17 protein-coding genes are annotated in these 18,235 nt (G+C 61.4%); 9 read left to right on the top strand and 8 right to left on the bottom strand.

Going from position 1 to position 18,235, the window contains the following annotated elements:
- The first annotated feature begins 22 nt into the window (after positions 1-22).
- The 5 genes from moaA (at position 23) to V7Z56_RS08660 (ending at position 4,187) form a co-directional block, all read left to right on the top strand.
- Entirely contained in the window at positions 23-1,015 is a 993-nt protein-coding gene (moaA, locus tag V7Z56_RS08680; protein ID WP_334129000.1) for a GTP 3',8-cyclase MoaA, read from the top strand.
- 6 nt (positions 1,016-1,021) lie between these two features.
- Entirely contained in the window at positions 1,022-1,780 is a 759-nt protein-coding gene (locus V7Z56_RS08675) for an NAD kinase (RefSeq protein ID WP_334128999.1), read from the top strand.
- Positions 1,781-1,954: 174 nt separating this feature from the next.
- Complete coding sequence (locus V7Z56_RS08670) at positions 1,955-2,650, top strand: ParA family protein (RefSeq protein ID WP_334128998.1); 696 nt, start codon at positions 1,955-1,957, stop codon at positions 2,648-2,650.
- A 29-nt stretch (positions 2,651-2,679) separates the two neighbouring features.
- On the top strand, positions 2,680-3,309 hold the full coding sequence (locus V7Z56_RS08665) for a hypothetical protein (RefSeq protein WP_334128997.1): 630 nt from the start codon (positions 2,680-2,682) through the stop codon (positions 3,307-3,309).
- 14 nt (positions 3,310-3,323) lie between these two features.
- Positions 3,324-4,187, top strand: a complete 864-nt coding sequence (locus tag V7Z56_RS08660) for a hypothetical protein (RefSeq protein ID WP_334128996.1) — start codon at positions 3,324-3,326, stop codon at positions 4,185-4,187.
- Here V7Z56_RS08660 and V7Z56_RS08655 read toward each other — a convergent pair.
- Positions 4,184-4,534, bottom strand: a complete 351-nt coding sequence (locus V7Z56_RS08655; protein ID WP_334128995.1) for a Spx/MgsR family RNA polymerase-binding regulatory protein — start codon at positions 4,532-4,534, stop codon at positions 4,184-4,186. The two genes, V7Z56_RS08660 and V7Z56_RS08655, sit on opposite strands and share 4 nt — an antisense overlap.
- 135 nt (positions 4,535-4,669) lie before the next feature.
- Here V7Z56_RS08655 and V7Z56_RS08650 point away from each other — a divergent pair, with 135 nt between their 5' ends.
- The gene (locus V7Z56_RS08650; RefSeq protein ID WP_334128994.1) at positions 4,670-5,914 is read left to right on the top strand and encodes a hypothetical protein; all 1,245 of its coding nucleotides are present in this window, start codon (positions 4,670-4,672) and stop codon (positions 5,912-5,914) included.
- Positions 5,915-6,083: 169 nt separating this feature from the next.
- Here the strand turns inward: V7Z56_RS08650 and tgt are convergent, their stop codons facing one another.
- From tgt to V7Z56_RS08620, 6 genes are all read right to left on the bottom strand, one after another.
- A complete protein-coding gene (gene tgt / locus V7Z56_RS08645; protein WP_334128993.1) occupies positions 6,084-7,214 on the bottom strand; it encodes a tRNA guanosine(34) transglycosylase Tgt in 1,131 nt (376 codons plus the stop codon).
- Entirely contained in the window at positions 7,211-8,242 is a 1,032-nt protein-coding gene (gene queA, locus V7Z56_RS08640) for a tRNA preQ1(34) S-adenosylmethionine ribosyltransferase-isomerase QueA (protein WP_334128992.1), read from the bottom strand. The genes tgt and queA overlap by 4 nt, the downstream gene beginning before the upstream one ends.
- A gap of 62 nt (positions 8,243-8,304) precedes the next feature.
- Positions 8,305-8,787: a peptidylprolyl isomerase gene (locus tag V7Z56_RS08635; RefSeq protein WP_334128991.1), complete on the bottom strand. Its 483-nt coding sequence runs from the start codon at positions 8,785-8,787 to the stop codon at positions 8,305-8,307.
- A 44-nt stretch (positions 8,788-8,831) separates the two neighbouring features.
- Positions 8,832-9,344 carry a pantetheine-phosphate adenylyltransferase gene (gene coaD, locus V7Z56_RS08630; RefSeq protein WP_334128990.1) on the bottom strand — a complete coding sequence of 171 codons (513 nt, stop codon included), beginning with the start codon at positions 9,342-9,344 and terminating at the stop codon, positions 8,832-8,834.
- Positions 9,345-9,403: 59 nt separating this feature from the next.
- Positions 9,404-12,115, bottom strand: coding sequence for a DNA gyrase subunit A (gene gyrA / locus V7Z56_RS08625; RefSeq protein WP_334128989.1), 2,712 nt, complete (start codon positions 12,113-12,115; stop codon positions 9,404-9,406).
- Between the two features lie 173 nt (positions 12,116-12,288).
- Positions 12,289-12,546 (bottom strand): DUF6356 family protein, encoded by a 258-nt coding sequence (locus tag V7Z56_RS08620; protein WP_334128988.1) that lies wholly within the window; start codon positions 12,544-12,546, stop codon positions 12,289-12,291.
- A 155-nt stretch (positions 12,547-12,701) separates the two neighbouring features.
- Between V7Z56_RS08620 and V7Z56_RS08615 the strand changes: the two genes are divergently transcribed.
- Positions 12,702-13,160, top strand: coding sequence for an Lrp/AsnC family transcriptional regulator (locus tag V7Z56_RS08615; protein WP_334128987.1), 459 nt, complete (start codon positions 12,702-12,704; stop codon positions 13,158-13,160).
- Between the two features lie 56 nt (positions 13,161-13,216).
- Here the strand turns inward: V7Z56_RS08615 and ssb are convergent, their stop codons facing one another.
- Positions 13,217-13,711, bottom strand: coding sequence for a single-stranded DNA-binding protein (ssb, locus tag V7Z56_RS08610; protein WP_443023775.1), 495 nt, complete (start codon positions 13,709-13,711; stop codon positions 13,217-13,219).
- A gap of 202 nt (positions 13,712-13,913) precedes the next feature.
- Here ssb and uvrA point away from each other — a divergent pair, with 202 nt between their 5' ends.
- Together uvrA and trmFO are read left to right on the top strand one after the other, a co-directional pair.
- Positions 13,914-16,820, top strand: coding sequence for an excinuclease ABC subunit UvrA (uvrA, locus tag V7Z56_RS08605; RefSeq protein ID WP_334128985.1), 2,907 nt, complete (start codon positions 13,914-13,916; stop codon positions 16,818-16,820).
- A 2-nt stretch (positions 16,821-16,822) separates the two neighbouring features.
- Complete coding sequence (gene trmFO, locus V7Z56_RS08600; RefSeq protein WP_334128984.1) at positions 16,823-18,166, top strand: methylenetetrahydrofolate--tRNA-(uracil(54)-C(5))-methyltransferase (FADH(2)-oxidizing) TrmFO; 1,344 nt, start codon at positions 16,823-16,825, stop codon at positions 18,164-18,166.
- Positions 18,167-18,235 lie beyond the last annotated feature (69 nt).

Genomic DNA, 18,235 nt, shown 5'->3' with positions numbered 1-18,235 from the left:
TCTTCTTAACCGGAATACGAACGTGATTGATCCATACGGCAGATATATCAGCTATCTCAGGGTATCCGTGACGGATCGCTGCGATTTTCGCTGCCAGTACTGCATGTCGGAGAACATGACCTTCCTGCCCAAGAAGGATGTTCTTTCGCTGGAGGAGCTGGAACTCGTCACCGCGGCCTTTATTCGCAAGGGCGTGCGCAAAATCCGCATCACCGGCGGCGAACCGCTGGTGCGAAAAGACATCATGACGCTGTTCCGCAACCTCGGTCTCTATCTCAAAAGCGGCGAGCTGAGCGAACTGACCCTCACCACGAACGGCAGCCAGCTTGAGAAATATGCCGGTGATCTTCATAGCGCCGGCGTGCGCCGGATCAACGTCTCGCTCGATACCCTGGATCCCGACCGGTTTCGCGAGATTACTCGCTGGGGCGATTTTGCCAGGGTGATGCGCGGTATCGACGCGGCCCAGGCGGCCGGCCTTCACGTCAAGATCAACACCGTCGCGCTCAAGGGCTTCAATGAGGGCGAGCTTGGCGACATTGTCCGCTGGGCCGGCGAACGCGGGATGGATGTCAGCTTTATCGAAACGATGCCGCTTGGCGCGATCGATGCGTTGCGCTCCGATCAGTATCTGCCCCTCTCCAAGGTGAAAGCCGACCTCGCAAAAGACTGGACCCTGACGCCGAGCGCCTATCGCACCGGCGGGCCGTCCGATTATTTCGACGTGGCGGAGACTGGCGGGCGGGTCGGGTTTATTACCCCCCTCACCCATAATTTCTGCGAAAGCTGTAACCGCGTCCGGCTGACCTGTACGGGGATGCTCTATATGTGCCTCGGGCAGGAGGACAATGCCGATTTGCGCGCCGCGCTCCGCCGTGATCCGAGCCTCGCCGCGCTTGATGCCGCGATTGTCGAGGCCATCGGCCGCAAGCCGAAAGGACATGACTTTGTGATTGACCGCCAACATGATGACCGTCCGGCAGTAAGTCGCCATATGAATGTGACAGGCGGCTGATCGCAGATGAAGATTCACTTTACGGCGGGGGAGTCGGTAGAGGCGCAAACGGCTCTAGAAAGGCTGGAAGCGCGCTATACGCATGTGTCGGCCGATAAGGCCGATGTGATCATCGCGCTTGGCGGCGACGGATTCATGCTGGAAACGCTGCACCGCTTCATGAGCGCGAACATCCCGATCTACGGCATGAACAAGGGCACGGTCGGCTTCCTCCTCAACCGCTACCGCGAGGAGGGGCTGATCGAGCGGCTGGAGGCGGCGGAAATGACCGTGCTGCATCCGCTTTCAATGACCACCGTCGATATGCATGGCAATGAAGCGGAGGCCCTCGCCATCAACGAGGTTTCGCTGCTGCGCGAAAGCCGGCAGACGGCAAAAATCCGCATTTCCATCGACGGGCATGTCAAGGTCGCGGAGCTCACCTGCGACGGCGTTCTGGTGGCGACGCCCGCCGGCAGCACGGCCTATAACTATTCCGCGCATGGCCCCATCCTGCCGGTCAATGCGGGCGTTCTCGCCCTCACCCCCATCAGCGCGTTCCGGCCGCGGCGCTGGCGCGGCGCCATTTTGCCGCGTGAAGCGCGCATCGTGCTTGAAATTCTCGAAGCCGAAAAGCGTCCCGTCAGCGCCGTTGCCGACGCGGTCGAGGTGCGCGATGTCGCCCGCGTCACGGTCGAGGAGAAGCGCGATATCAGCCTGCGCCTGCTGTTCGATCCCGAACATAACCTTGAGAAGCGTATTCTCGACGAGCAGTTCATTCTTTAGCCCCCGCCCCCGCGCAGGCATAAAATTTTATTAACTTTTGGGTAAACTTCGCGGCGCTTCGTAAGGCTCTTTTAAGTTTTCAGCGCTAACTTTCCTATGAGGTGGCGGAAGCCCCGGCCGATTGCATCGCCGCAGCTCCGCCCGCGCTATGCTGGTCCTGGCAGGAGAGTTTTGATGAAGGTTATTGCTGTTGCATCCCAAAAAGGCGGTTCGGGCAAGACAACACTTGCCGGACATCTGGCTGTCCAGGCCGAAATGGCCGGGCACGGGCCGGTCGCTCTGGTCGATACCGATCCGCAAGGCAGCCTTTCCGAATGGTGGAACGAACGCGAGGCGGAAACGCCGCTCTTTGCCCGCACCACCGTCGAGCGCCTTGGCGCCGATATTGGCCGCATGGAGAAGATGGGCATCAACCTCCTCTTCGTCGACACCCCGCCCGCGATCACGTCGACTATCGCCAATGTGATCGGTCTCTCCGATCTTCTGATTATCCCGACGCGGCCGAGCCCGCATGATCTGCGCGCCGTCGGGGCAACGGTCGAGCTGGCCGAGGGGCTCGGTACGCCGCTGATATTTGTCGTCAACGGCGCAACGCCGCGCGCCCGCATCACCAGCGAGGCGGCGATCGCCCTCTCGCAGCACGGCACGCTTGCGCCCTCCATCATTCACCAGCGCGTCGATTTCGCCTCCAGCATGATTGACGGGCGCACGACGATGGAACTCGATCCGTCCTCGCGCTCGAGTGAGGAAATCAGCAAGCTCTGGCTTTATCTCGAGGAACGGCTCAGCCGGCTGGATGCCCGGATGCCGATGCCGCCCTCCCCGCAACTGACCCCCTCACGGGCGAGTAATGGCACGGCCTGGAACTGATCCCTCGCCGCCCGAGAAGGAATTATGTTATGAAAGCAGCATTTCTCACCAGTTCCCTGATCGCCTCGAAAGGCAAGGCAGCGCCCGCAACGACGCGCCCGACCCCGCAGCATCTGCTGGCGGAGGATGCGAGGGCGAACGTTCACGGGGTCTCGCGCATCTATCAGCGAGTCCGCGAATATGCGGAGCCGGAAAAGCCCGCGCGCACGGATCGGGAGATGGAGGCAGAGGATCTATCCCCCGCCACCCCGGCAGATGATTTCCGGCGCAATCCCGCCTTCGGAGGCCTCGATGAGGCGGCGCAGGCCGCCATCTCGCAGGAGGTAAGCCGCACACTCAGCGAAGTCGTCCCGCCGGCACCCGCGCCGGCGCCCGCGACGACCGTAGCCGTCGCAGCGGCCCGCACTCCGATTGATGAGGCGGAAGCGCGCCGCATCGCCGATGAGGTCATGCAGCTCAAACGTGATGGCCTCGGGCGCATCCGCATTTCGGTTCGCATGTCACCGCGCGATCATCTGCAGCTCAAGCTCATCTCCGCGCACACCCAGATGTCGGCACAGGCGATTTTTGAAACCGCGCTTGAGGAATATATCGCCAACCATGGACCGCGGATCCTGCCGCAAAGCTGCAACTGCGTGCTCGATAAGTCGTCACTTTAACGGGAAGGCGGGCGATGCGCGAAAATATCGACGAAAAGCTGGAAAGCGCCCCGGACGCCGCGTCTCTCTCGCGGATCCGGGTGAGAAGGCCAAAAGGGACAGAGAGCGCGCCCCGCAAGCTGAAAAGCGGCGATATCACCGATCGCCTGCAGGCGCTCGCTGAGGAATTGGAGGCAACGCGCCCCGCTTCTCAGCCCGCCGAGGCCGCAACGAAGATCCCCGCCCGCGCGCCCCGCAGCAGCAGCGGCAGCGCCAAGCCATCGATGCCCGCCGCAGAGGCGCGCCCCTCAAAAAAGACCGTCAAAGCCCGCAAGGCAGCCGTCAAGCCGCCGCGCGGCCCAGAAGCTGTAGCGGCCGATATCCTGCCCGAGGAGACCGCGCCGGCTCCCTCAGCCCTGCCGCCCCGGCGCGCGCACAGAGCCCGTCCCGCCGCCACCTCCGGCTGGCAACGGAAGATTCCGACGCCCGATATCCTGTCCTACTGGATGGATATCCGCGGCGCCAAGCGCTACCCCGACTGGCGCGATCTCGATACCGCGATGATCGGCCGCAACTGGCCCAACTGCACGCTCGTTCACTGCAACCACGCCCTCGGCCGGATGCAGATCGAAAACGGCTTTGTGAGCGCCGTGCGCCAATCGACGCAAGCGGAAAATCCCGGGCGCGATATCAACTCCGATGTGGAATTCTCACCCATGGTCATTGACTGGGTGCTCAGCCTCGCGCGCGAGGTGGCGAACAGCGGCAAACCCGCGCATGGCACGGAATATTTCCCCGCGACGTTCGATGAGGTAACGCTGCGGGTGATTGCGCTGCCGCTCAGCGAGGACCAGTTCGAGATCGATCACGTGCTCTGCTATGTGCAGAAACTGGTCTAGCGCGCCCACTCCTTGAGCGTCGCCTTTTCCGCCTCGCCGAAGCCGACGAGATAGCGGCCGTCCTTGCTGAATATCGGCCGCTTTATCACGGCTGGCTGGGTGAGGAGCAGCGCGGCGGGATCTTCGCCCTCAAGCACCGCCTTTTCCGCGTCACCCAGCTGGCGATAGGTGGTGCCGCGCCGGTTGATCAGGAGATTACGGTCGATCGCGGCAAGCCAGCGCGCGAGCTCCTCCGCAACGAGCCCGTCTTTGCGGACATCGTGAAAGCGGTGAGGGATCCCCTCTTCCGCAAGCCATTTCAATGCCTTGCGGCAGGTGTCGCAATTTTTGAGGCCATAGACGATCACGGCATCTCCCCTTTTCTTCCGCTTGTTTCCTGCTCCTTCTACCCCGCCTGACGGCAAAAAGACAAGGCCCCGCCGGTCAGCAGCGCCGCGTCACAGCGCCGCCGACCGCAGCGTCGTTATGCAAAAGGAGAGCAAATGGCCGGGCCGCGCAACTGGTTTTCATCGACCGCCTCGCCTGCCGCCGACAAGGCGGGCGGGACCGTCTCGGCTGTCATTCTCTCCCGCGCGCTTATCGATGCACAGCTTCTCCTGATGATCGCGGCGGAACGGGCCATCCCGATTGACCCGGCCATCGTCCGCGCGGTTCTCGCCGCGGAGGACGCGTTTCAGAAGGGCTTTATAACCCCTGAACTTTCCAGCAATTTCTGGCAGGCCTATGAGGCGCTTTCGCGCGCGCTGAAGCCGATTTCCATCGACAGTATCCGCGCCACCCACGGCCTTGACAGGCACACCCCCGGCCTCATCCGCGCGCTCAAGACCCGCGCCGGGAGTCCCTTCACCCGAAAATCGGTCTCTCACTACAAGCTGCTCGCACTCGTCACCCTGCTGTCCCTCATTGCACTGCAGATTTTCTGGTCAGTCGGCAACAACCTGGTGACCGATATCCGCGAGCAGACGGAGCGGATCACGACGCTCGAACATCAGATCCTGACAACGCTGCCACCGACGGGGGATCAGAAAACCGCAGCGACGGCGGAATTGCAATCGCTTCGCGATCAGGTCGCCTCGGTGAAGGCGTGGCGCGATGCGGAGATTGTCGAGCTGAAAAGCTGGAACAGCCTCTGGAGCCAGCTTTTCCCGTTCGGCGATGCCCGAATATCGGGACAGGGCTTCTATGACCTCTCCAAGGACGCGCAAACGCATATCCACTTCGTCTCGGCGCAATACATGCTGCATGCCATCTCGGCCTACCTGCTGCCCGTTCTCTACGGGCTGCTCGGCGCCTCATTCTATGTGCTCCGCCAGTTGCCGCGCGATATCGAAGCGCTCACCTTTTCCCTCAACTCGCATATAGAATACAGCCTCAGGATTGCGCAAGGCCCGCTTGCCGGCATTATGGCCGGATATTTCTTCGTCACCGCGCCGGTCGATCTGCACAGCTACACATCGTCGCAGAACGGGTCCGCAGTGGGTGGCCTTGGCGCGGTCGCCGCCGACATCGTCGATTTCAGCCCGCTCGCCATCGCCTTTCTGGCCGGTTACAGCGTCGAGCTGATCTTCTATGTGATCGAGCGGATTATCTCCGCCATCACGATGGGTCCGGCCGCCGGCGAGATGGCCGCGCCCGCGGTGCGCGCGAAAGAGCCAGGCGTCGCCGCACCGGCCGCGACAGCACGCTCTGGCGGCGGCGAAAAGGCCGAGACGCCGCCGCCCACGTGACGCATTTCCACGCGCCGCTTTTGCATCGCGCGGCATTAGAAATTAACGAAATGTTAAGAGTTTCGGGCGGATGATAAAATGGTCCAAGGTTGATCGAAGCTGCTTTTTGCCCAACTACCCTCCCCTCTCGGGCAAAGGCGGCTTCGGTTACTTCTCCCCCGCACGCCCCCTAAATCGGCTCGATATCGCCCGTCTCCCGCGCAGCGTAGAAATCAAGCGCGAAAGTCGCAAGCTCGCCCGCCTCGATCGAGCGGCGCATCCCGTCCATCAGGTCCTGATAGTATTGCAGATTATGCCACGTAAGCAGCATGCCGCCCAGCATCTCGCCTGCCTTGAACAGGTGATTGAGATAGCCGCGTGAATAGTTGCGGCAGGCCGGACAGGCGCACCCTTCATCGAGGGGACGCGGGTCATCGGCATGGCGGGCGTTTCGCATATTGACGGTTCCGCGCCGGGTGAAGGCCTGCGCATTGCGGCCCGAGCGCGTCGGCAGCACGCAATCGAACATATCCACGCCGCGCATCACCGCGCCGACGAGATCATCGGGCTTGCCGACCCCCATCAGGTAGCGCGGTTTGTCCTGTGGCAGCGCGGGCGCCGTGAATTCCAGCGTCCGGAACATCTCCTCCTGCCCCTCGCCAACCGCGAGGCCGCCGATGGCGTAGCCTTCAAAACCAATATCAGTGAGCGCGGCGACCGATTCAAGGCGCAGCTCCTCATAGGTCGAACCCTGCACGATGCCGAAAAGGCCGTAGCCGGGACGCTCCTCATAGGCCTCGCGCGAGCGCCGCGCCCAGCGCATGGAGCGGCGCATCGAGGCTGCCGCAACCTCCGCTGTCGCGGGGTAAGGCGTGCATTCATCGAACGCCATGGTGATTGTCGCATCAAGGTCATTCTGGATCTGCATCGAGCGCTCGGGCGTCAGTTCAAACCGCCGGCCGTCGATATGCGATTTGAAAACGACGCCTTCCTCATTGATCGTGCGTAGCTCGTTCAGTGACATCACCTGGAAGCCGCCGCTGTCGGTCAGAATCGGGTGCGGCCAGTTCATGAATTTATGCAGGCCGCCGAGGCGCTTTACCCGCTCCGATCCCGGCCGAAGCATCAGATGATAAGTGTTGCCAAGCAGGATATCCGCCCCCGTCGCGCGCACCGCCTCGACGGTCATGCCCTTGACGGTCGCCGCCGTGCCGACCGGCATGAAGGCGGGAGTGCGGATCGCGCCATGCGCTGTGCGGATCGTGCCGCGCCGCGCCGCGCCGTCTCTCGCCTCGATGGTGAAGGAGAATTTTTCGGTCATGATTTCGGATATAGCAGCGAACAGTCGCCGTAGGAATAGAAACGATAGTCATGCGCGATGGCATGCGCATAGGCCGTGCGCATCGTCTCAAGGCCGGAAAAAGCGGAGACAAGCATAAAGAGCGTCGATTTCGGCAGGTGGAAATTGGTGATCAGAAGATCGACGGCGCGAAAGCGATAGCCGGGCGTGATGAAGATATCGGTCTCGCCCTCGAACGGATGAAGGGTCCCTGCACCGTCTGCCGCCGTTTCGAGCAAACGCAGGCTGGTCGTACCGACCGCAATGATGCGCCCGCCGGCTTTGCGCGCGGCGTTGATCTTCGCCGCCGTCGCCGCGTTGATAAACCCCCGCTCTGCATGCATGCGATGATCGTTGGTATCGGCAACCTTGACCGGCAGGAAGGTGCCCGCGCCGACATGCAGGGTCATCGTCACCATGTCGATGCCGCGCGCGGCGAAGCTTGCCATTAAGGCTTCAGTGAAGTGCAGCCCGGCTGTCGGCGCCGCAACCGCGCCTTCATCCTTTGCAAAAATTGTCTGATAGTCGCGGCGGTCCTGCTCATCGGCGGCGCGGTGGCTGCTGATATAGGGGGGGAGCGGAATTTCGCCCTTCTCCATCAGCGTTTCCATAAGCTTTGGCCCGCCAACGGAAAAGGCGAGCGCGACCTCGCCGCCCTCGAACTTGTCCGTGACCAGCGCATTAAAGCCGTCGCCGAACTCTATGATATCGCTGACTTTCAGCTTCTTTGCCGGTTTCGCGAAGGCGCGCCAGCTGTCGGCGGAAACGGATTTGTGCAGCGTCACCTCGATCTTCGCGCCGCGGCGGCTGCCGCGCAGGCGCGCCGGGATCACCTTGGTGTCATTGAAGACCAGCAGATCGCCCGCCCGGAGCAGGTCCGGCAGGTCCGCGACCGTATAATCGGCAAGCGTCTCCTTCACCACGAGCAGCTTGGCGCTCTCGCGCGGGCTGGCCGGCCGGTCCGCGATGCGCTCCGGCGGCAGGGTGAAGTCGAAAAGGTCAACTTTCATGGTCAGAAATGCAAACGAACGGCCCGGGGAGGCCGTTCGCGCCCAAAGAAATAATATCGGTCTCAGTTTACGTCAGCCGCGACCTTGAGGCTGATGATCCGGTCCGGATCGGTGACCGCCCCATTCCGGGAGTAGTCGCCCTTCTTGATCTTGTGCACGGCGTCCATGCCCTCGACCACCTGCCCCCAGATGGAATACTGGCTGTCGAGATGCGGCGCCCGGTCGAACATGATAAAGAACTGGCTGTCGCCGCTGTCCGGATGCGCCGCACGCGCCATGGAGCAGGTGCCTTCCAGATGCGCTTCGCCGGAAAACTCCGCCGCGAGCTTCTGGCCCGACCCGCCGGTGCCGGTGCCGAGCGGGCAGCCGGTCTGCGCCATGAAGCCGTCAATCACCCGGTGAAAGACAATGCCGTCATAAAAGCCCTCGCGCGCCAGCTCCTTGATGCGCGCAACGTGGCGCGGCGCCAGATCGGGACGCATTTCGATGACGACTCGGCCGTCCTTCAGTTCAAGATAGAGGGTGTTTTCCAGGTCACGGGCCATAGGGTGTCTCCTTTGTGTCGCGGACGTCCCGCGATCGCTGATAGTTACTTAGGTTTTTTGCGATTTTGCTCAACCCGCTCGACAATTTTTTCCGCGGTCGCCGCCGAAACGAACTTGCGGATATCCCCGTCCAGCATGGCGATTTCCTTGACGAGGCTGGAGGCGATAAACTGGTGCTGGTCGGATGCCATGAGGAAAACGGTTTCGATCTCGGAATTAAGGCGGCGGTTCATCCCAACCATCTGGAATTCATATTCAAAGTCAGAAACGGCACGCAAGCCCCTGATAATAATGGAGGCGCCAACCTGCTCGGCGAAATGCATCAGCAGGTTCTGGAACGGCCGGACAACGAAGTTCGTCCCCGGAAATTCCTCGGTCATGCGAACGACCATCTCCACCCGCTCTTCGACCGAGAACAGCGGATTCTTTCCGGGATTCATCGCGACGCCGATCACCAGCGTATCCACCAGCTTCGAGGCCCGGCGAATAATATCATAATGCCCGAGAGTGATCGGGTCGAACGTCCCCGGATAAAGCCCTACTCGATTCTTCGACATACCAAATCCTCTCCTTCCGCTACTTCTCTTTGTTAGCTTAGTTGGTCAGTTAGTGATCTTCAGCCGTTCTCGGTCTCGTCGGCGATGTCCGTCTCCCCGGCATCGTCGCTGTCGTCGTCCGACTTCGGCTCGGCAAGCGATGTCACCGAGACAACCTGCTCCCCGTCCGTCTTGAAGAGCGTTACGCCCTGCGTATTGCGCCCGGCGATGCGGATATCGGCGACCGGGATGCGGATCAACTGGCCGCCGTTGGTGACGAGCACGATCTGCTCATCATCCGTTACCGGGAAGGTCGCGACCACTTTGCCGTTACGGTCTGAGGTTTCGATATTGATAATCCCCTGCCCGCCGCGATTTGTCACGCGATACTCATAGGCGTTGGTGCGTTTGCCAAAGCCGTTTTCGGTGATTGAGAGGAGTACCTCCTCCTCCTGAAGCAGCGCCTCATACTGCTCTGGGGTCAGGCCGGCGTAATCGGTCACAGTGCCGGCCTCATCCACGGAGCGCCGCGCTTTCAGGTAGGCATCGCGGGTTTCGGTATCGACATCGATTGATTTCAGGATCGACATGCCGATGACGCTGTCGCCCTTGGCGAGCTTCATGCCGCGCACGCCGCTGGAATCGCGACCCTTGAAGAGCCGCACGTCGGTCGCCTTGAAGCGGATGCATTTGCCATCGCGCGCGACCAGCAGCACGTCAGAATCGGGCGTACAGATCTGCACGCCGATGAGCTGGTCGTCCTCGTCGAGTCGCATGGCGATCTTGCCGTTGCTTTTCACATTGGAGAAGTCGCTGAGCTGATTGCGCCGGACGTTGCCCTTGGCGGTGGCGAACATGACCTCAAGCTCGCTCCAGCTTTCCTCATCCTCCGGCAGCGGCATCAGGGTATAGATGACCTCGCCCGGCTCCAGCGGTAGCAGGTTGATGATCGCCTTGCCAAGGCTCTGCGGCGAGCCGAGCGGCAGGCGGTAGACCTTCATCTTGTAGACGCGGCCGAGAGAGGAGAAGAAGAGAACCGGCGTATGGGTGTTGACGACAAACACCTGGCTCACGAAATCCTCATCGCGGATCTGCATGCCCGCCCGGCCCTTGCCGCCGCGGCGCTGCAGCCGGTAGGTGGAGAGCGGGACGCGCTTCACATAGCCCTTGTGGCTGACGGTGAGGACCATATCCTCGCGCTGGATCAGATCCTCGATGTCATGCTCGAACTCATTTTCTTCGATGACGGTCCGCCGGGGGACGGCGTATTTCTCCTTCATCTCCAGCATTTCATCGCGAATGATGCCGATAAGGCGCGGCCGGCTGGAGAGAATGTCGAGATAATCAAGGATCTTCTCGCCAAGGCTCTTCAATTCATCGCCGATTTCATTCTGGCCGAGCGCGGTGAGGCGCTGCAGGCGAAGATCGAGGATGGCCCGCGCCTGCGCTTCGGACAGGCGATAGCTGCCGTCTTCGGCGATCAGATATTCGGGATCGTCAACGAGCCGGATCAGAGGGGCGACCACTTCCGCCCGCCAGTTCCGCTCCATCAGCTCATTGCGCGCCGTAGCCGGATCGGGGGCCCTCCGGATCAGCTGGATCACTTCGTCGATATTGGCGACGGCGATGGCAAGGCCAATCAAGATATGCGCCCGCTCGCGCGCCTTGCCGAGCAGATATTTGGTCCGCCGCGAGATCACTTCCTCGCGGAACTCAAGAAACGCCTGCAGCAGTTCCTTGATATTCATCTGCGCCGGCTTGCCATGATCAAGCGCAAGCATGTTGACGCCGAAGGAGGTCTGCAGCGAGGTGAAACGATAGAGCTGGTTCAGCACGACTTCCGCCACCGCATCGCGCTTGATCTCGATCACGACGCGCACGCCGTGCCGGTCGGATTCATCGCGCAGATCGCCGATGCCGTCGACCTTCTTGCTGCGCACGAGATCGGCCACCTGCTCGACCAGCCGCGCCTTGTTCACCTGGTAGGGAATTTCGGTAATGATCAGCGCCTGGCGGTCTTTGCGGATCTCCTCGATCTCGACCTTGGCGCGCATGACGACCGAGCCGCGCCCGGTGGTAAGGCCACTCACCGATCCGCTGCGCCCGAGGATGATGCCGCCCGTCGGGAAGTCCGGCCCCGGGATATAATCGATCAGATCCTCGACCGCCATCTCCGGCTTCTCAAGCAGCGCCAGCGCGCCGTCAATCACTTCGCCAAGGTTGTGCGGCGGGATATTGGTCGCCATGCCGACGGCGATACCGCCGGCGCCGTTGACCAGCAGGTTCGGATAGCGCGCGGGGAGCACCGACGGCTCCCGCTCGCTGTCATCATAGTTGTTGACGAAATCGACGGTATCCTTGTCGATATCATCGAGCAGGCTTTCCGCCGCCTTCTCGAGCCGCGCTTCGGTGTAGCGCATGGCCGCGGCCTTGTCGCCATCCATCGAGCCGAAGTTGCCCTGCCCTTCGATAAGCGTGAGACCCATCGAGAAATCCTGCGCGAGGCGCACCATCGCGTCATAGATCGCGCTGTCGCCATGCGGATGATACCGCCCCATCACGTCACCGACGACGCGGGCGGATTTGCGGAAGGGCTTGTCCGAGGTGTAGCCGTTCTCATACATCGCGTAGATAATGCGCCGGTGCACCGGCTTCAGCCCGTCGCGCGCATCGGGAAGCGCGCGCGAGACAATGACGCTCATCGCGTAGTCGAGATAGGACCGCCGCATCTCCTCTTCGATCGTGATCGGGACGATACGCCTGTCGGCGGGCGGCTGGGTAACTTCGTTCAAGGCAGATTTCCTGACTAATCCGGGAGGCTTACGGGCTGGCGAGCCTTAAGAAAACAAGAGCAAACTCCCCTTTATCCGAGGTCTCGGAAAGGGTTGCCCTGTTCTACAAGAAATCCCTCGCGCACGCAACCTTTAGCGACCCGAAATGCGCCCGAAAAGGCGCTTCGGCGCGGCTAGAGCGCAGCGCTGTCGAGCGCCTGCTGCGCCGGCGTACAGGCGCCCGGACGCCGGATGCGGCCCGCCCCCATGCGGTCATAGAGCCGGGTGACGATGCGGCTCGACGTTTTCTCGAAAAGAAATGGAAAGACGGCGTGAAGCGCGGCGCAAATCCCTGCCAGCAGCAGCCAGAAGGCAAAGCCGCCGGCCATTTCCATATGCTGTAGATAGCTTTCATTGACCGATGCCGGATGGGCGGTAAAATATTTCAGCATCCTCGTTCCTCCCTCACGCGGCGCGCTGCGCACGTCCCTCACTTCGGGGATTATTCTAACCGCAATTTCGGGAAATTTTGCCCTTTTCTATGATTATTTGCGATAATGATGAAACATTTGTTTCTAATTATAGGATATGTGTGTAAAATAATTTCATGGATGAGATAGACCGGAAAATCCTGACCCATCTGCAGCAGGACAGCCGCATCGCCGTCGCCGAGCTTGCCGAAAAGGTCGGTGTCTCGCGTACCGTCTGCTGGCGGCGGATCAAAGCGCTGGAGGATGCCGGCATCATCCGCGCGCAGGTCGCCCTGCTCAATCGGAACAGGCTCAACCTGCCCGTCACGGTTTTCGTCGCCATCCGGACCAGCCGCCATGATGCCGACTGGCTGCAAAAGTTCGCTGAAACGGTGGAGGGGTTTCCGGAGATTACCGAGCTTTACCGCATGAGCGGGGAAGTCGATTATCTTCTGAAAGTCGTCGTCCCAGATGTCGCCGCCTATGATCGCTTTTATCAGCGCCTGATCCGCCGGATCGATCTTGCCGATGTCAGCTCCAACTTCGCGATGGAAGAGATCAAATTCACCACCGCCCTGCCGCTAGGTGGGGGGTGAGAAAGAAAACGGCCCCGCTTCCGGGGCCGTTTTAAGAAATGCAGGCGGAGGCCGGATCAGAACGGAATATCGTCGTCGAAATCACCGCCCAGGCCGCTGCCGGCCGGGCCGCCGTAGCCGCCGCGATCACCGCCACCGGACGGCGCGTTGCCATAACCGCCGCCTTGTCCGCCGCCGCCCTGGCCACCGCCCTGCCCGCCGCCGGCACCATCCAGCATGGTCAGCGCGGAGTTGAAGCCCTGCAGCACAATCTCGGTCGAATATTTGGTGATGCCGTCCTGTTCATACTGGCGGGTCTGAAGCTGCCCTTCGAGATAAATTTTCGAGCCCTTTTTCAGATACTGCTCGGCGATCTTGCAAAGACCTTCATTGAAAATGACGACGCGATGCCACTCCGTCCGTTCCCGGCGCTCGCCGCTGTCCCGATCGCGCCAGCTTTCGCTCGTCGCAACGCGAAGGTTACAGACGGGACGCCCGTTGTTCATATAACGAATCTCCGGATCCGCCCCGAGATTGCCGACAAGAATGACTTTATTAACGCTGCCCGCCATAGTGTTATCGCCTTCGATTCCGTGTGTCACAAAAAATTCCCGCCCGACAATAACGCGCATCGGCCGCTCTGACCAGTGCTTTTCGCGCCAACTGCCCGCCGTGAACAAAATGAAAACATTTTTTGGATTGCCACTGGAAATTTGCGGCCGGAATAGATAAGTTTCGACAACATCCAAGCTCAACGTCAGGTATACGATCCGAATGCAGAAAATCCTCAGCATCCGCGGCGCGCGCGAACATAACTTGCAGAATGTCAATATCGATATTCCGCGCGACAAGCTGGTGGTGATCACCGGGCTGTCGGGGTCGGGCAAATCGTCGCTCGCGTTCGACACGATTTATGCGGAGGGGCAGCGGCGGTATGTGGAGAGCCTGTCGGCCTATGCCCGGCAGTTCCTCGAGATGATGCAGAAACCCGATGTCGATCATATCGACGGCCTCAGCCCGGCTATCTCCATCGAGCAGAAAACCACCTCGAAAAATCCCCGCTCCACCGTCGGCACGGTGACGGAGATCTATGACTATCTGCGCCTTCTCTACGCGCGTATCGGTGTCCCCTACTCCCCGGCGACGGGCCTGCCGATTGCCAGCCAGACCGTCAGCCAGATGGTCGACCAGGTGATGGCGATGGGCGCCGGCAAGCGGCTTTACCTGATGGCCCCCATCGTGCGCGGCCGCAAGGGCGAGTATCGCAAGGAATTTCTTGACCTGCGCAAACGCGGCTTCCAGCGCGTCAAGGTGGATGGCGAGATCTATGATATCGAGGAGGTGCCCGAGCTCGACAAGCAGATCAAGCATCACATCGACGTCGTGGTCGATCGCGTCGTTCTGAATGACGAGATCCAGAGCCGGCTTGCCGATTCTATCGAGACCGCGCTCGAGCTCGCCGACGGGTTGTTTGCAGTGGAGGATGCGGACAGCAGGGAACGCTTCATGTACTCCTCCAAATTCGCCTGCCCGGTCTCCGGCTTCACCATCGAGGAGATCGAGCCGCGCATCTTCTCCTTCAACAATCCGTATGGCGCCTGCACGGCCTGCGGCGGCCTTGGCAGCGAGATGTTTTTTGACCCCGAGCAGATTGTGCCCGACGTCACCCTCTCGCTCCGCGACGGCGCAATCGCGCCGTGGTCCCGCTCGGCGACCCCTGCGCCCTACTACATGCAGACGCTGGAAGCGCTCGCCAAGCATTACGGCTTCTCCACTACCGACCCGTGGGAGCGGCTTGCGAAAGAACATCAGGACGTCATCCTCTACGGCACGGGCGATGAGAAGGTGCAGATCACCTATGACGACGGTTTGCGCACCTACAAGACCAGCAAGCCGTTTGAGGGGGTCATCCCCAATATCGAACGCCGCTGGCGCGAGACGGACAGCGCCTGGGTGCGCGAGGATCTGGAGAAATACCAGGATAAGACCAACTGCTCCAAATGCGGCGGCCATCGCCTGAAAGAGGAAAGCCTCGCGATCCGCATCAATGGCCTCAACATCGGCGAGGTATGCGACAAATCCATCCTCGAGGCGCGGCAATGGTTTGCCGAGCTCGGCGATGTGCTCTCGGAGAAGGACCGCTCCATCGCCGAGCGCGTTTTGAAGGAAATCAACGAGCGGCTCGGCTTTCTCGTCGATGTCGGACTGGAATATCTGACGCTCTCGCGCGGCTCGGGCACGCTGTCGGGCGGCGAGAGCCAGCGCATCCGTCTCGCCTCGCAGATTGGCTCCGGGCTGACCGGCGTGCTTTACGTGCTCGATGAGCCCTCCATCGGACTGCATCAGCGCGACAATGCGCGGCTGCTCAAGACCCTCGTCAATCTCCGCGATCAGGGAAATTCCGTCATCGTCGTCGAACATGACGAGGAGGCGATCCTGACCGCCGATCATGTCGTCGATATGGGACCGCGCGCCGGTCGCCACGGCGGCCGCCTGATCGCGCAAGGCACGCCCGAGGACATCATGAAGGCGCCGGAAAGCATCACCGGCAAATATCTCTCCGGCGAGATGGAAGTGCCGCTTCCCAAGCGCCGGCGCGAGGTCAAGGAATCGCGCCAGATCCGCATCATCGGCGCGCGCCATAACAATCTGAAGCGGGTCAATGTGAATATCCCGCTCGGCACCTTCACCTGCGTCACCGGGGTCTCGGGCGGCGGTAAATCCTCGCTGATTATCGAGACGCTCTATAAGGCCATCGCCAAGAAGCTCAACAACAACCGCAACCACCCCGGGCCGCACGACCGAATTGAGGGCATCGAATGGCTCGACAAGATCGTCGATATCGACCAGTCCCCGATCGGGCGGACGCCGCGCTCCAATCCCGCGACCTATACCGGCGCCTTCACGCCGATCCGCGACTGGTTTGCCGGACTTCCCGAAGCGAAGGCGCGCGGCTATAAATCCGGCCGCTTCTCCTTCAACGTCAAGGGCGGGCGCTGCGAGGCGTGCAAAGGCGACGGCGTGATCAAGATCGAGATGCACTTCCTGCCCGATGTCTATGTCCAGTGCGATGTCTGCAAGGGCGAGCGCTACAACCGCGAGACGCTGGAGATCAAGTTCAAGGACAAGTCCATCTCCGACGTCCTCAACATGACGGTGGATGATGCGGCGGTCTTTTTCAGGGCCGTCCCTGCGGTGCGCGAGAAGTTCGAGACGCTGCAACAGGTCGGGCTTGGCTATATCCAGGTCGGCCAGCAGGCGACGACGCTTTCCGGCGGCGAGGCGCAGCGCGTCAAGCTCGCCAAGGAACTGTCACGCCGCGCCACGGGCCGCACGCTCTATATCCTCGATGAGCCGACGACGGGGCTGCATTTCGAGGATGTGCGCAAATTGATGGAAGTGCTGCAGGCGCTGGTCGATGCCGGCAACAGCGTGCTCGTGATCGAGCATAACCTTGAAGTGATCAAGACCGCTGACTGGATCATCGACATGGGGCCCGACGGCGGCGATGCGGGCGGCTATCTTGTCGCCGAGGGCACGCCCGAAATGGTCGCCGAGGTTGCGGAGAGCCACACCGGGCGCTATCTCAAGGAAATTCTCGCCAAGCACCCGCCGGTGGAGCAAGGCGGATCCACCTCGCGCAAAGCGGCAAAAAAGACAAAGAAAACAAAGGCAGCCTGAGTATGACGGACGAGATCAAACCTGTTCACGTGATTGGCGGCGGCCTCGCGGGGAGCGAGGCGAGCTGGCAGCTGGCGAACGCGGGCGTGCCCGTCGTCCTGCATGAAATGCGCCCCGTGCGAAAAACCGATGCGCATCTGACGGGCGGCCTTGCCGAGCTGGTCTGCTCCAACTCCTTCCGCTCCGACGATGCGGAGAATAACGCCGTCGGTCTGCTGCATCAGGAAATGCGCGCCCTCGGCTCGCTGATCATGGAAAGCGCCGATATCAACCGGGTGCCGGCCGGCGGCGCGCTCGCCGTCGATCGCGTCGGCTTTTCCGACTATGTGGAAGCGAAGATCACCGCGCACCCGCTGATTACTGTTGTCCGCGAAGAAATCACCGGCCTGCCGCCTGCCGATCAGGGGCTCGCGATCATTGCGACGGGGCCGCTCACCTCCGGCCCGCTCGCCGAGGCCATTCACAGCGCGACCGGCGCTGACGCCCTCGCCTTCTTCGATGCCATCGCCCCCATCGTTTATAAGGACAGCATCGATTTCAGCGTCGCCTGGTTCCAGTCGCGCTATGACAAGGGCGACGGCTCGGACTATATCAACTGCCCGATGAACGAGGCGCAGTACCGCGAATTTATCGATGCGCTTCTCACGGGCGGCAAGACCGAGTTTCGCGACTGGGAGAAGAACACGCCCTATTTCGACGGCTGCCTGCCCATCGAGGTGATGGCGGAGCGCGGGCCGGAGACGCTGCGCTTCGGTCCGATGAAGCCGGTCGGCCTCACCAATCCGCACACGGGAGAGAAACCTTATGCCGTGGTCCAGCTGCGTCAGGACAACAAGCTCGGCACGCTCTATAACATGGTCGGCTTCCAGACCAAGCTCACCTATGGCGAACAAAAGCGCATTTTCACGACCATCCCGGGGCTCGAGAAGGCGGAGTTCGCGCGCCTTGGCGGGCTGCATCGCAATACCTTCATCAACAGCCCCGAGGTGCTGGATGCGGAGCTTCGCCTGAAAGCCGCGCCGCATATTCGCTTCGCCGGTCAGATCACCGGCGTCGAGGGCTATGTCGAGAGCACTGCGGTCGGGCTGATCGCCGGCCGCCTGGCGGCGGCCGACAGTCTGCAAACAGCCTTCCCACTGCCGCCCGTCACGACGGCGATGGGGGCGCTGCTCAGCCATATCACGGGCGGCGCCGATGCCAGGAGTTTCCAGCCGATGAACATCAACTTCGGCCTCTTTCCGCCGCCCGAGGGACGCATTCGCAAGAAGGACCGCAAACAGGCCTATACCGCCCGCGCCGCGCAGGATTTTTCGCTCTGGCAGGGTGAAAGCCGCATCGCCGGCTGACGGCAGCGCCCGATATCACGAAAGACTGGCGATGCCGGCCGCCCGGTAACCATTTGTATACGATATTCA

Origin of the sequence: Sneathiella sp. (genome assembly GCF_036844445.1) — a bacterium.
Classification (GTDB): domain Bacteria; phylum Pseudomonadota; class Alphaproteobacteria; order Sneathiellales; family Sneathiellaceae; genus Sneathiella.
The sequence above is the reverse complement of the archived record's forward strand: the minus strand, read 5'-3'. Positions and strand labels throughout refer to the sequence as shown.

What these genes read in the sequence shown, in the direction of transcription:
- queA (WP_334128992.1), bottom strand. Translation starts at nt 8,242, where the DNA reads ATGAAAGTTGACCTTTTCGACTTCACCCTGCCGCCGGAGCGCATCGCG.
- V7Z56_RS08675 (WP_334128999.1), top strand. Translation starts at nt 1,022, where the DNA reads ATGAAGATTCACTTTACGGCGGGGGAGTCGGTAGAGGCGCAAACGGCT.
- ssb (WP_443023775.1), bottom strand. Translation starts at nt 13,711, where the DNA reads ATGGCGGGCAGCGTTAATAAAGTCATTCTTGTCGGCAATCTCGGGGCG.
- trmFO (WP_334128984.1), top strand. Translation starts at nt 16,823, where the DNA reads ATGACGGACGAGATCAAACCTGTTCACGTGATTGGCGGCGGCCTCGCG.
- uvrA (WP_334128985.1), top strand. Translation starts at nt 13,914, where the DNA reads ATGCAGAAAATCCTCAGCATCCGCGGCGCGCGCGAACATAACTTGCAG.
- V7Z56_RS08650 (WP_334128994.1), top strand. Translation starts at nt 4,670, where the DNA reads ATGGCCGGGCCGCGCAACTGGTTTTCATCGACCGCCTCGCCTGCCGCC.
- V7Z56_RS08660 (WP_334128996.1), top strand. Translation starts at nt 3,324, where the DNA reads ATGCGCGAAAATATCGACGAAAAGCTGGAAAGCGCCCCGGACGCCGCG.
- V7Z56_RS08635 (WP_334128991.1), bottom strand. Translation starts at nt 8,787, where the DNA reads ATGGCCCGTGACCTGGAAAACACCCTCTATCTTGAACTGAAGGACGGC.
- V7Z56_RS08665 (WP_334128997.1), top strand. Translation starts at nt 2,680, where the DNA reads ATGAAAGCAGCATTTCTCACCAGTTCCCTGATCGCCTCGAAAGGCAAG.
- V7Z56_RS08670 (WP_334128998.1), top strand. Translation starts at nt 1,955, where the DNA reads ATGAAGGTTATTGCTGTTGCATCCCAAAAAGGCGGTTCGGGCAAGACA.
- coaD (WP_334128990.1), bottom strand. Translation starts at nt 9,344, where the DNA reads ATGTCGAAGAATCGAGTAGGGCTTTATCCGGGGACGTTCGACCCGATC.
- tgt (WP_334128993.1), bottom strand. Translation starts at nt 7,214, where the DNA reads ATGACCGAAAAATTCTCCTTCACCATCGAGGCGAGAGACGGCGCGGCG.
- V7Z56_RS08615 (WP_334128987.1), top strand. Translation starts at nt 12,702, where the DNA reads ATGGATGAGATAGACCGGAAAATCCTGACCCATCTGCAGCAGGACAGC.
- V7Z56_RS08620 (WP_334128988.1), bottom strand. Translation starts at nt 12,546, where the DNA reads ATGCTGAAATATTTTACCGCCCATCCGGCATCGGTCAATGAAAGCTAT.